Consider the following 12345-nt stretch of genomic DNA (forward strand, 5'->3'; position numbering starts at 1 on the left):
GGAAGGAACAGCCGGGCCATCGGCCGTGCTGGACGTCGAGCAGGGTATCGCACGGCTGATGGGCAACCAGGAGGTCTATTTCAAGGCCTTGAAGCGCTTCGCCGCGTATGCCGGCGCCGCGCGAGCCATCACCGCGCAGCTGGCGGCAGGCGATCTGGCGGCCGCCAGCCTGACCGCCCATACCCTGAAGGGTGCGGCAAGCCTGCTATGCGCCCTCGAAGTGCACGCCATCGCGATGGAAGTGGAAGCGGCGCTCGCGCAGGGGCGCACGCCACTGCCGATGATGGATGATCTCGAGGCTGCGTTGCAGCGGGTGCGCGAGCGCATCGACGTGACCTTGCCGACGGAACGTGCCGCACCGGCGACCTTCGTGCCGCCCCAACCGATCGGCAATATGCGGGAATTGTTCGACCGCCTGCATGCGCTGCTCGACGAAGGCAACGCCATGGCGATCGATATGCTGGATCAATATGAAACCGTGCTGGAAAAAGCACTGGGTTCCGCCGCCTGGCGGCTCGTGGCGGCGGCGGCGCGTGAAGAAGACTTCGAACGCGCGCTGGCGGCGCTGCGGGTCGCCCGTCCGGCACTTAGGTACTAAGTTGCGCGCTGAGCGCCGGGCGGGCGCATCAGGCACGCCCGAGCATCAACGCGTGTACTGGGCTTCTTCGTCGAACGAGGCCGCGCAGTCCCGGCCGCAAAAGCGCTTCACGCTGTCGAGCGGCTTTTCGCAATACCAGCACGAGCCCTTGGGCGGCAGGGTTTGTCGCGGCTGCGGCGCCGCCATGACAGGCATCATCGTCGCCACGACGTCCGTCGCCACTTGTTCCTGGGTCGTTTCCATGATCTTCCCCTCTCAGACACATCAACTGCTAGCAAGATTACGTCAGTGGAAGTATGCGGACGTGACCAACATCAAGACCGTACAGCTTGTCGCTCGACGCCTCAAACTGTGTTGCTCCAATCAATCATAGCAGCATTAAATCAGGCCAACAGGCCGGGTTACGTGCGCCAACACACGCAACTGACCCATTGGCAGAGTGGTTGCTATCATGCGAAGAGTGACTAAAAAATTTTTCTATGGAAATGAAGGCGCCGATAGGAGACGAACTACCGCCTGCGGGAAAACGGTGCGCGAGCACCGCATCCGGAGTGACGTGAAGCTGCTTATTTGCCGATACAGAACCGGCTGAAGATCACCCCCAGCAGATCATCCGACGAGAACGCCCCGGTAATGGTGGACAGCTGCACCTGCGCCAGGCGCAACTCCTCGGCAAACAGGTCGAGCGACTGATCGGTTTGCGCGGCGTGCTCCTCCGCGCGGTCCAGGTGGCGCGCGGCGGACTTCAGGGCGATCAGGTGGCGCTCGCGGGCCAGGTACAGCGATTCCCCCGTCTGCTGCCAGCCGGCGATGCGCAGCAGCTCCTTGCGCAGCAGGTCGATGCCGGTGTGGTCGTGGGCGGACAGGTAGATGTGCGTGGCATCGTCGCTCGTGTCGATCGACGGCTTGTGGCCGGACAGGTCGATCTTGTTCCAGATCCGCAGCACCGGCACGCCCGGCGGGAAGGCGGCCAGGATCGATTCGTCGGCGCGGGTGGGGCCGTGGTTTGCATCCAGCATGTGCAGGATCACGTCCGCCTTGCCCACTTCTCCCCAGGTGCGCTCGATGCCGATGCGCTCCACGACATCCACCGCTTCGTCGTGGCCGCGGATGCCGGCCGTATCGATGATGTTCAGCGGGATGCCCTCGATCTGGATCGTTTCGCTGACCTTGTCGCGCGTGGTGCCGGCGATCGGCGTGACGATCGCCACGTCCGCCCCGGCCAGCGCATTGAGAAGTGATGACTTACCCACGTTGGGCTGGCCCACCAGCACCACGTTCAGGCCCTCGCGCAGCAGCGCGCCCTGCGAAGCCTGCCGGAACACCCCGTCCAGCGCTTCGACGATGCCGCGCAGCTGGCCGCGCGCATCCGATTTCTCGAGGAAGTCGATTTCCTCCTCGGGGAAGTCCAGCGTGGCCTCCACCAGCATGCGCAGGTGCGTGACGCGGTCGACCAGCCCATGGATTGCCTGCGAGAAGGCACCGGACAGCGACTGCGATGCGGACCTGGCCGCCGCTTCCGTCGATGCGTCGATCAGGTCGGCCACCGCTTCGGCCTGCGCCAGGTCGAGCTTGTCGTTCATGTAGGCGCGGCGCGTGAATTCGCCCGGTTCGGCCAGGCGCAGGCCGATATCGTGCCCTGCCTCCAGCACGCGCTGCAGCAGCATCTGCAGCACGACGGGACCGCCGTGGCCTTGCAGTTCCAGTACGTCTTCGCCCGTGTATGAATGCGGCCCCTTGAAGTAGATCGCGATGCCCTGGTCGACCAGCGTGCCGTCCGCCTGCGTGAACGGAATATAGGTGGCGTGGCGCGGTTTCAGGTCCGCGCCGTTGAACAGCGCCTCGGCCAGCGGGCGCAGGTTCTTGCCGGAGGCACGGACGACGCCGATACCGCCACGGCCCGGAGCGGTGGCGATGGCGGCGATGGGGAAGGTATCGAGATTCATGGGCAAATTTTAATGGAACGAAAAAAAACCCGTGTCGCGCACGGGTTTCAATTGGTGCGGCCGAGCTCGCGCCGCAGCGCGAGCCCTACCGTCAGCGCTTACTTCGCGTCCGGCATCATCTTCTTCGTGATCACCCACTGCTGGGCGATCGAGAACAGGTTGTTGACCACCCAGTACAGCACCAGGCCGGACGGGAAGAACAGGAACATCACCGAGAACGCCAGCGGCATGAACAGCATCATCTTCGCCTGCATCGGATCGGCCGGCTGCGGGTTCAGCTTCATGGTCACGTACATCGAGATCGCGTACAGCACCGGCAGGATGAAGAACGGGTCGGGCTTGGTCAGGTCGGTGATCCAGCCCAGCCACGGCGCGCCGCGCATCTCGACGGAGGAGTTCAGCACCCAGTACAGGGCGATGAAGACCGGCATCTGCACCACGATCGGCAGGCAACCGCCCAGCGGATTGATCTTCTCGGTCTTGTACAGCTCCATCATGGCCTGGTTCATCTTCTGCGGGTCGCCCTTGTAGCGCTCGCGGATGGCCGTCATCTTCGGCGTGACCACCTTCATCTTCGCCATGCTGCGGTAGCTGGCGGCGGACAGCGGGAAGAAGAGCAGCTTGATCAGGATCGTGAAGGCGATGATCGTCCAGCCCCAGTTGTGCACCACGCTGTTGATGTGCTCCATCACCCACCACATCGGCTTGGCGATGATCGTCAGCATGCCGTAGTCCTTCACCAGCTCGAGGCCCGGCGACACGCGTTCCAGCGCCGCTTCGTCCTGCGGGCCGGAGAACAGCTTGGCGGTGTTCGACACCGTGGCACCCGGCGCCAGGGCGCCCAGCGGCTGCACCACGCCGATCGAATAGGTGTTGTGACCTACCTTGCGCGTGAAGATGTCGTGCATCTGCTTCGCTTGCGGCACCAGCGCCGAGACGAAGAAGTGCTGCGAGATCGCCACCCAGCCGTTGTCGGCCTTGGTCGGATGATCCGGCTTGAAGTTCGGGTTTTCGCGCTTGGAGGCGTCTTCCTTCTCCACCTTTTCGAACGACAGCTTCTGGTAATGCTCTTCGGCCGTGTACAGCGTGGGGCCGGTGAAGCTCGGGTTGAACCAGGAGGAGCCTTCGGGCTTGTTGCCGTCATGGACCAGCTGCAGGTACAGCTCCGGGTTCACGGGGGCGGTGCCGGTGTTGGTCACGTCGTGGCGCACGTCGATCGTGTAGTCGCCACGCTTGAAGGTGAACGTCTTGGTCAGGCGCACGCCGCCCTGCTCCGCATCCATCACCAGTTGCACCTGGTTGCTGCCATCGAGCGCGCGCGGGCCCGGGCGCACCGTGAAGCCGGTGTTATGGTTCGGCAGGTTGGCCGCACCCACCAGGCCGGTCTGCGCCAGGTAGACGCGATCGCCCTGCTGCTGGAACAGCTGCTGGTTCTTCGTGGGATCGAAGCCATCCTTGAACTTCAGCAGTTCGAGGCGCTTGATCTGGCCGCCCAGCGTGTCGATGTCCACCTTGAACACGTCGGTCGTGATGGTGACGATCTGGCTCTGGAACGGCGCCGCGTTACCAGGCACGGCGGCCGCGCCGGCGGCGGTACCGACAGCGGCGGGCACGCCGGCGGGCGTGGTCTTGGCGTTGGCCGGTGCGGTCTTGGGCGGTGGCGCCGAGAACATCGACGGCCGGCCGGTGGAGATCATCCACTCGTTCCACAGGGCGACCAGCGAAACAGCGAAGACGATCCACAGGATTGTGCGTTTATTGAGATCCATTGGGTCAAGTCAGGAGTGGTTGCAACCGCAAGCGGTCGATGAGGAATGCTTCGGCGGTACGGGATCGAACCCGCCCGCGTTCCACGGGTGGCAGCGGCAGACGCGGCACACGGCCAGCCAGCTGCCTTTCGCCGTGCCGTGCTCGCGCAGCGCGTCGATCGCGTAAGTCGAGCAGCTCGGGTAGAAACGGCAGCTGGGCGGCAGCAGCGGACTGATGGCGACCTTGTAGGCCCGCAGTAGAAGGATCAGCAGCTTCATTGCCGCGCCTTCGACTGCGCCGCGAACAGGCGCGCCAGTTCGACGCGCAAGGCGGCCTTCAGTTTTGCGCTGGTGGCCGGATCGGCCTTGGTGTTGACCGGCTTGGCCAGGCGCACGACACAGTCGATGGCAGGCAAGCCCGTGGTACGGAACAGTTCGCGCGTCAGGCGCTTGATGGTATTGCGCGTGACCGCGCGAGGTGCGAGGCGTTTGGCAACGACAACGCCCAGCCGCGCATGAGGCAGCTGATTCTGGCGGGTATAGAGCACGAAGTGCGCGCTTTTCTGGGCCGGGCGCAAACGAAAAACGGATGAAAATTCATCCGTTTTAACGATGCGCCGAGCGCGCGCGAAGTCGTGGGAACCAGCGCCTGAAGAGCCGTTGGAACAGCTATCCACTCAGCAGCCGAGCGATGGCTTATACAGCCAGGCGCTTGCGGCCCTTGGCACGGCGTGCGTTCAGAACCTGGCGGCCACCACGGGTAGCCATACGTGCACGGAAACCGTGGGTACGCTTGCGGCGCACGACGGAAGGTTGGTAAGTACGTTTCATGTTGGTCTCGCTAAAGAAGCAAAAAAATGCAAAATCGGGCTGCCGCACCGCTGAACAGGTCAGACCGGACGCCAGTTTGTCCCTTCAGGTATTGGTGCCAATGACATTTCGCGCACTTATGCCAACACGTCCGGCACAAGCTGGCCAATCTCATCGCCCGCATGGATCCGCGCTGATCGTAAACTGAAAAAACACGGAGTACGGGCGGGGAACCCTGAATTATCAGCATTCAGGCATGCCTTGTCAACAGCGGAACCTGGCCGATACAGGGCTTTGCGGCCGAATTTTCAGTAAATTCCGGCACAACCCTGTGGATAACTTGTGGGGTTCGGAGTTAGAATAGCGTGTTACGTGTGGCGCATATGGACCTTGCCGCTGTTGCTTGCAGCGGACACGAACTTCGTGATTCCTGCCGGCGGCTTGCCGCGCCGGCATCGGGTCCATGCTGCCCTCCCACAGCTTTTGCAGATAGACGATTCATGGAAAATTTCTGGCAGACCTGTTCCGCCCAACTGGAACTGGAGCTGACGCCGCAACAATTCAGCGCGTGGATCAAACCACTGGTGCCGCTCGATTACGAGAACGGCAAGCTGCGCATCGCGGCGCCCAACCGCTTCAAGCTCGACTGGGTGAAGACCCAGTTCGCCAGCCGCATCACCGCCCTTGCGTCGCAATACTGGGAGGCGCCCATCGAGGTGCAGTTCGTGCTCGACCCGCGCCTGAACCCGCCTCGCGCAAAACCGGCCGAGAGTGCCAGCAGCGCGGCGGGGGCACCGAACGGCTCCAGCGTGCCGCCCGTGCATCCGGCGGACGTGCGCACCGGCGATCCGGTTACGCCGCCGGCCGGCAACGAATACGCGAACCAGCGCGGCCGCGAGCAAAGCCGTATCAATACCGACCTCACGTTCGAAAGCTTCGTGACCGGTAAGGCGAACCAGCTGGCGCGGGCCGCGGCGATCCAGGTCGCCAACAACCCCGGCGTGTCGTACAACCCGCTGTTCTTCTACGGCGGCGTGGGCCTGGGTAAAACCCACCTGATCCATGCAATCGGCAACCAGGTGATGGCCGACCAGCCCGGCGCCCGCATCCGCTACATCCACGCCGAACAGTACGTGCGCGACGTGGTGACGGCTTACCAGCGCAAGGGCTTCGACGACTTCAAGCATTACTACCACTCGCTGGACATGCTGCTGATCGACGATATCCAGTTCTTCGGCGGCAAAAGCCGCACGCAGGAAGAATTCTTCTACGCGTTCGAGGCGCTGATCGCGGCGAAGAAGCAGATCATCATCACTTCGGACACGTATCCGAAGGAGATCACGGGCATGGACGACCGCCTGATCTCCCGCTTCGACTCCGGCCTGACGGTGGCGATCGAGCCGCCCGAGCTGGAAATGCGCGTGGCGATCCTGCTGAAGAAGGCGAAGTCGGAAGGCGTGACGCTGTCGGACGACGTGGCCTTCTTCGTGGCCAAGCACCTGCGCTCGAACGTGCGCGAACTGGAAGGCGCGCTGCGCAAGATCCTGGCCTACTCGCGCTTCCACGGCAAAGACATCTCGATCGACATCGTGAAGGAAGCGCTGAAGGACCTGCTCTCCGTGCAGAACCGCCAGATCAGCGTGGAGAACATCCAGAAGACGGTGGCCGACTTCTTCAACATCAAGGTCGCGGACATGTACTCGAAGCGCCGCCCCGCCAACATCGCGCGGCCGCGCCAGATCGCGATGTACCTGGCGAAGGAGCTCACGCAGAAGAGCTTGCCCGAGATCGGCGAGCTGTTCGGCGGACGCGACCACACCACGGTGCTGCACGCCGTGCGCAAGATCGCGCAGGACCGTACCAAGAATCCGGAGTGCAACCATGAGTTGCACGTGCTGGAGCAAACTCTTAAGGGCTGAGCGGCGAATTCGTGGAGCACTGCTCCACGGCCGCTCAGCGGGCGGGGCTTGCAAGCCCCGCCCTGGTGAGGACGGCTGCTCCGCCAGGACGCTCTCGGTCTGCTTTGCCTTATCATCTAGAACTCAGCAATAACCTGAACATTTAATCTTTTATCGAGGATATCCATGCAACTGGTCAAAACCACCCGAGATACGCTACTCCGGCCACTGCAGATCGTGAGCGGTATTGTCGAGCGTCGGCATACGATGCCGATTCTGGCCAATATCCTCATCCGCAAGGAAGGCGAAGCGGTCTCGTTCCTGTCCACCGACACGGAAGTGCAGATCACCACCAACGCCAACATCGGCTCCGGCGACGAAGTCACCGGCACCACGGTCGCGGCCCGCAAGCTGCTGGACATCCTGCGCGCGTTGCCGGAATCGGGCGACGTGTCGCTGACGCTGGTGAACAAGCGCCTGACCGTGCAGAGCGGTAAATCGCGCTTCGCCCTGCAAACGCTGGCCGCCGAGGAATTCCCGACCGTGCAGCAAGCGGAAACGTTCAACGCCTCGTTCACCCTGCCGCAAAAGACGCTGAAGCACCTGTTCAACATGGTGCACTTCGCGATGGCCCAGCAGGACATCCGCTACTACCTGAACGGCCTGCTGCTGGTGCTCGATGGCGAGAACGTCATTGCGGTTGCCACCGACGGCCACCGCCTCGCCTTCTGCCAGGTGAAGACGGAGCAGGCGTTCGAGCGCCAGGAAGTGATCATCCCGCGCAAGACCATCATCGAACTGCAGCGCCTGCTGGAAGAAAACGACGAGCCGGTGCAGCTGGACATCGCGGCCAACCAGGTGAAGCTGGGCTTTGCCGACATCGAACTGATCTCGAAGCTGGTCGAAGGCAAATTCCCCGACTACACGCGCGTGATCCCGAAGGGTTACAAGAACGACTTCACGATCAGCCGCGACGAGCTGCTGCGCTCCCTGCAGCGCGCCGCCATCATGACGAGCGATAAGTTCAAGGGCGTGCGCTGCATCATCAGCCCGGGCTCGCTGAAGATCTCGTCCACCAACGCGGACCAGGAAGAAGCGGTCGAGGAACTGGAAATCGACTACGGCGGCGACGGCATCGACATCGGCTTCAACGTCACCTACCTGCTGGACGTGCTGAACAACCTGAAGTGCGACCAGGTCAACGTGGCGCTAGGCGATTCCAATTCGTCCGCCCTGATCTCGATCCCGGACAATCCCGACTTCAAGTACGTCGTGATGCCGATGCGGATCTGATCGGCCGATCGCACGCAGTTAGAAATCGACAGTAATACGTTTTTTGAGAAAGTAGTCCATGTCCGAAAGCCACAACGAAGTACCTGCGCAGGCCAAGTCCGAGGAATACGGCGCCTCCTCGATCCAGATCCTGGAAGGCCTGGAAGCAGTCCGCAAGCGCCCCGGCATGTATATCGGTGACACCTCGGACGGCACCGGCCTGCACCACCTCGTGTTCGAAGTGCTGGACAACTCGATCGACGAAGCGCTGGCCGGCTACTGCTCCGAGATCCACGTGACGATCCACTCGGACAACTCGATCTCGATCACCGACAACGGCCGCGGCATTCCGGTGGGCCTGAAGATGGACGACAAGCACGAACCGAAGCGCTCCGCCGCCGAGATCGTGCTGACGGAACTGCACGCTGGCGGCAAGTTCGACCAGAACTCGTACAAGGTATCCGGCGGCCTGCACGGCGTGGGCGTATCGTGCGTGAACGCGCTGTCGAAACTGCTGCGCGTGACGATCCGCCGCGACGGCAAGGTGCACCAGATGGAATTCGTGCGCGGCGTGCCGCAGAACCGCGAAATCGAAATGCGCGACGGCGTGGCCACTTCCCCCATCAAGGTCATCGGCGAAACGGACAAGCGCGGCACCGATGTGCATTTCTGGGCCGACGAACAGATCTTCACGCACGTGGAATTCCACTACGAGATCCTGGCCAAGCGTATCCGCGAGCTGTCGTTCCTGAACAATGGCGTGAACATCAAGCTATCCGACCAGCGCTCGGGCAAGGAAGAAGTGTTCGCCTTCGAAGGCGGTACGCGCGGCTTCGTCGAATACATCAACAAGGCGAAAACGGTGCTGCACCCGACCGTGTTCCAGGCCACTGGCGAACGCCAGTCCGACCAGGGCACGACGATCTCCGTGGACGTGTCGATGCAGTGGAACGATGCCTTCAATGAACAGGTACTCTGCTTCACGAACAACATTCCGCAGCGCGACGGCGGCACCCACCTGACCGGCCTGCGCGCGGCGATGACCCGCGTGATCAACAAGTACATCGACGAGAACGACTTTGCCAGGAAGGCAAAGGTGGAAATCTCCGGCGACGACATGCGCGAGGGTCTGACCTGCGTGCTGTCCGTGAAAGTGCCGGAACCGAAGTTCTCGTCGCAGACAAAGGACAAGCTGGTGTCCTCCGAAGTGCGCGGCCCCGTCGAGGAGATCGTCGCGAAGACGCTGACCGACTTCCTGATGGAGAAGCCGAACGACGCCAAGATCATCTGCGGCAAGATCGTGGAAGCCGCGCGCGCCCGCGAAGCAGCCCGCAAGGCCCGCGACCTGACGCGCCGCAAGGGCGTGATGGATGGCCTGGGCCTGTCGTCGAAACTGGCCGACTGCCAGGAACGCGACCCGGCGCTGGCCGAGCTGTACATCGTCGAGGGTGACTCCGCAGGCGGCTCCGCCAAGCAGGGCCGCGACCGCAAGTTCCAGGCGATCCTGCCGCTGCGCGGTAAAGTCCTGAACGTGGAAAAGGCGCGCTTCGAGAAGATGCTGTCCTCCGAGCAGATCACCACGCTGATCGCCACGCTGGGCACGTCGATAGGCCCGGACGAATTCAATGCCGACAAGCTGCGCTACCACCGCATCATCATCATGACCGACGCGGACGTCGACGGCGCCCACATCCGCACCCTGCTGCTGACGCTGTTCTACCGCCAGATGCCGCAGCTGGTGGAGCGCGGCCACGTGTATATCGCCCAGCCGCCGCTGTACAAGGTGAAGGCCGGCCGCGACGAGCGCTACCTGAAGGACGACGCCGAGGAAGCGACGTACATGATGACGGTGGCGCTGAACACCGCCGTGCTGACGCCGCGCGACGGCGCCGACCCGATCACCGGCGAAGCGCTGGGCGAACTGGCCCGCCAGTACAACCTGGCCAACGCCGTGATGCTGCGCCTGACCCGCGTGATCGACCGCGCCGCGCTGACCGCCATCATGACCGGTGTCCAGCTCGACCTGTCCTCCGTGGATGCCGCCCGCGTATCGGCCCAGGCGCTGTCCGATAACATCAACGACCCAGCCGTGACCGTGTCCGTGCGCTCGGATGAGATGTCCGAAAAGCACATGCTGTGGATCGAGCGGATGCATCACGGGAACGTGAAGGTGTCCACCATCGATTCCGACTTCGTCGGCGGGGCCGACTATGCCGTGCTGTCGAATGCTGCTTCCACGTTCACTGGCTTGATCGGTGAGGGTGCCCTCATCCGCCGCGGCGAAGGCGAGCGGACCAAGGAAGCTGCCGTACGGGACTTCCATGATGCGATGCAGTGGCTGCGTGATGAAGCTGAGCGCACTGTTTCCAAGCAGCGCTACAAGGGTCTGGGGGAGATGAATCCTGAGCAGCTGTGGGAGACCACCATGGATCCGACCGTTCGCCGTTTGCTGAAGGTGCAGATCGAGGATGCTATCGCGGCGGATCAGATCTTTACCACGCTGATGGGGGATGATGTGGAGCCGCGCAGGAACTTCATTGAGACGAATGCGCTGCGGGCGGGGAATATTGACGTTTGATGTTTTCTTCGCAGCAAGAAAGGGGCCTCATGGCCCCTTTTTCTTTTTATGGTCGAGTAATCCGGAGCGAGCGCGTGGCTATCATGATCGGATCATGAAAATACAACAGACCAGTGCTCCGATATTCTTCCACGGTTCACTGTTATAGACTCTGAGCTCACCTATTGGCGTCAGAGGTCCCATGACAAGCCCATCACTTCTGCGACATAATCGATTCAAGTTGCTGTCAAGCATGAAGAGCAGGACGCTTCAATACTTGGTCGAAAACCCCGTCAAGTCGGGAGCAACTCTGCTCTTTATTTCAGGTAGCCTCTTGCTCTTCATGTTCTTCCTGCGGATAGAATTCCTGCCGGATATCGACATCAAATCGATATCTTCGGTATTGTACGCAATAGCTCTGCTAGGCCTCTTCCTTGCAACTTACACGATGGTCATGCTGGTCGCACCAGGTTTTTTGCTAGCCGAAGCAAAGAAGCAAACAAGTGGCCTGCTACCCCGACACGTATTTCTGGTAGCGATGACGACGATCGGATGCTGGGCAATCGTAATATTCGCACTCTACGAGGTTCCGGGGTTTCCTCGGGGCCGGGCGGCAATGATCAGCATTGGTGCGATCGTATTATGCATGCCCTATGTATTCCTCTTCTGGCTAGGGTTGAAACCTGAGGGCGACCCCAGCATGACACGACGGGATCGCTACGGAAAAGCCTATGCATGGTCCACGGCCACGGCTGCTCTGCTGTTTCTGTTGACTGTGGCTCCGATGAGTCTTATCGGTGTCATCGGACTCACTGGCGACATTCGTACCGCGAGCGGAGCCAAGGGTGCGCTACTGATCTCCTGCTTTCCAATGATGATCATTGCCGGGTCGGTTTTGATTGGAAGCGCTCCAGGACTATCACCCTTGAAAGCGGCAGCCATTATCGCCCCGGTATTGCTTTTCTTCGTGCTGCTGGTAACCGGTAGCTTTTCAGCTTTTTCGACAATCGCCATAAAGGCCCTTGGTCAAGGGGAAATCACAGCATCTCGCATCGCAATCGATGGCAGCACTTGTGGCGAGATAAATGCAGCTCTTGGATACGAGGTATGCATGCCTGGCGGAGAAAAACATGTCACGGCAATCTGCCCTGTCATGATCAGATCGCGCATCGGCGCACAGGCTGTTCTTGAATTCTCTTATATGCATGCGCGGAACTCTGATATGGAGCAAAAGCGAGTTTTTTGGATAACCACCACGGGCGCCATTGATGGGAATCCTGGCGTTCGAATAACTCGACGTATCATTATCGACAAGGACAAGATATTAAGCTGGCAACCGCTCAAAGGCTTCGGTGAGCGCGACGAAAGTGAAGTGGGGGAGAAGAACAGGCGCAAAGAGATATTATCCTGGATGCCTTTGCAAAAGTGTCAGTCTTCCTCCGGACTGGATCGAGCGCTTTGTTCCCTGATAGCGGAACGCTGTGGCGTGCGCCCTTCTACTTCTGTCACGCGTTAG

General features: G+C 61.4%; 11 protein-coding genes. 5 read left to right on the top strand and 6 right to left on the bottom strand.

Features of this window, described 5'->3' with window-relative positions:
- The first annotated feature begins 25 nt into the window (after window positions 1-25).
- Complete coding sequence (locus tag V6Z91_RS06455) at window positions 26-598, top strand: Hpt domain-containing protein (protein ID WP_338768130.1); 573 nt, start codon at window positions 26-28, stop codon at window positions 596-598.
- 45 nt (window positions 599-643) lie between these two features.
- Here the strand turns inward: V6Z91_RS06455 and V6Z91_RS06460 are convergent, their stop codons facing one another.
- From V6Z91_RS06460 to rpmH, 6 genes are all read right to left on the bottom strand, one after another.
- Window positions 644-841 carry a hypothetical protein gene (locus V6Z91_RS06460; RefSeq protein WP_338768133.1) on the bottom strand — a complete coding sequence of 66 codons (198 nt, stop codon included), beginning with the start codon at window positions 839-841 and terminating at the stop codon, window positions 644-646.
- Window positions 842-1164: 323 nt separating this feature from the next.
- Window positions 1165-2544, bottom strand: coding sequence for a tRNA uridine-5-carboxymethylaminomethyl(34) synthesis GTPase MnmE (mnmE, locus tag V6Z91_RS06465; protein ID WP_338768136.1), 1380 nt, complete (start codon window positions 2542-2544; stop codon window positions 1165-1167).
- Between the two features lie 98 nt (window positions 2545-2642).
- A complete protein-coding gene (gene yidC, locus V6Z91_RS06470) occupies window positions 2643-4313 on the bottom strand; it encodes a membrane protein insertase YidC (RefSeq protein WP_338768139.1) in 1671 nt (556 codons plus the stop codon).
- Between the two features lie 9 nt (window positions 4314-4322).
- A complete protein-coding gene (gene yidD, locus V6Z91_RS06475; protein ID WP_338768142.1) occupies window positions 4323-4571 on the bottom strand; it encodes a membrane protein insertion efficiency factor YidD in 249 nt (82 codons plus the stop codon).
- The gene (gene rnpA / locus V6Z91_RS06480; protein WP_338768145.1) at window positions 4568-4969 is read right to left on the bottom strand and encodes a ribonuclease P protein component; all 402 of its coding nucleotides are present in this window, start codon (window positions 4967-4969) and stop codon (window positions 4568-4570) included. Before rnpA ends, yidD begins: the two co-directional genes overlap by 4 nt.
- A 19-nt stretch (window positions 4970-4988) precedes the next feature.
- Entirely contained in the window at window positions 4989-5123 is a 135-nt protein-coding gene (gene rpmH / locus V6Z91_RS06485) for a 50S ribosomal protein L34 (protein ID WP_040378179.1), read from the bottom strand.
- Between the two features lie 479 nt (window positions 5124-5602).
- On the opposite strand from rpmH, the gene dnaA reads away from it, so the two are divergent.
- The 4 genes from dnaA (at window position 5603) to V6Z91_RS06505 (ending at window position 12345) form a co-directional block, all read left to right on the top strand.
- Entirely contained in the window at window positions 5603-7021 is a 1419-nt protein-coding gene (dnaA, locus tag V6Z91_RS06490) for a chromosomal replication initiator protein DnaA (protein WP_338768194.1), read from the top strand.
- Window positions 7022-7186: 165 nt separating this feature from the next.
- A complete protein-coding gene (dnaN, locus tag V6Z91_RS06495; protein ID WP_338768197.1) occupies window positions 7187-8293 on the top strand; it encodes a DNA polymerase III subunit beta in 1107 nt (368 codons plus the stop codon).
- Between the two features lie 58 nt (window positions 8294-8351).
- Window positions 8352-10850: a DNA topoisomerase (ATP-hydrolyzing) subunit B gene (gyrB, locus tag V6Z91_RS06500; RefSeq protein ID WP_338768200.1), complete on the top strand. Its 2499-nt coding sequence runs from the start codon at window positions 8352-8354 to the stop codon at window positions 10848-10850.
- A 232-nt stretch (window positions 10851-11082) separates the two neighbouring features.
- The gene (locus tag V6Z91_RS06505) at window positions 11083-12345 is read left to right on the top strand and encodes a hypothetical protein (protein ID WP_338768203.1); all 1263 of its coding nucleotides are present in this window, start codon (window positions 11083-11085) and stop codon (window positions 12343-12345) included.

Source organism: Massilia sp. METH4 (assembly GCF_037094685.1).
Lineage (GTDB): Bacteria > Pseudomonadota > Gammaproteobacteria > Burkholderiales > Burkholderiaceae_D > Rugamonas.

Excerpts from the sequence above, each read along its gene's own strand:
- V6Z91_RS06460 (WP_338768133.1), bottom strand. The coding sequence starts at position 841 with ATGGAAACGACCCAGGAACAAGTGGCGACGGACGTCGTGGCGACGATG.
- yidD (WP_338768142.1), bottom strand. The coding sequence starts at position 4,571 with ATGAAGCTGCTGATCCTTCTACTGCGGGCCTACAAGGTCGCCATCAGT.
- yidC (WP_338768139.1), bottom strand. The coding sequence starts at position 4,313 with ATGGATCTCAATAAACGCACAATCCTGTGGATCGTCTTCGCTGTTTCG.
- gyrB (WP_338768200.1), top strand. The coding sequence starts at position 8,352 with ATGTCCGAAAGCCACAACGAAGTACCTGCGCAGGCCAAGTCCGAGGAA.
- dnaN (WP_338768197.1), top strand. The coding sequence starts at position 7,187 with ATGCAACTGGTCAAAACCACCCGAGATACGCTACTCCGGCCACTGCAG.
- rpmH (WP_040378179.1), bottom strand. The coding sequence starts at position 5,123 with ATGAAACGTACTTACCAACCTTCCGTCGTGCGCCGCAAGCGTACCCAC.
- dnaA (WP_338768194.1), top strand. The coding sequence starts at position 5,603 with ATGGAAAATTTCTGGCAGACCTGTTCCGCCCAACTGGAACTGGAGCTG.
- mnmE (WP_338768136.1), bottom strand. The coding sequence starts at position 2,544 with ATGAATCTCGATACCTTCCCCATCGCCGCCATCGCCACCGCTCCGGGC.
- V6Z91_RS06505 (WP_338768203.1), top strand. The coding sequence starts at position 11,083 with ATGAAGAGCAGGACGCTTCAATACTTGGTCGAAAACCCCGTCAAGTCG.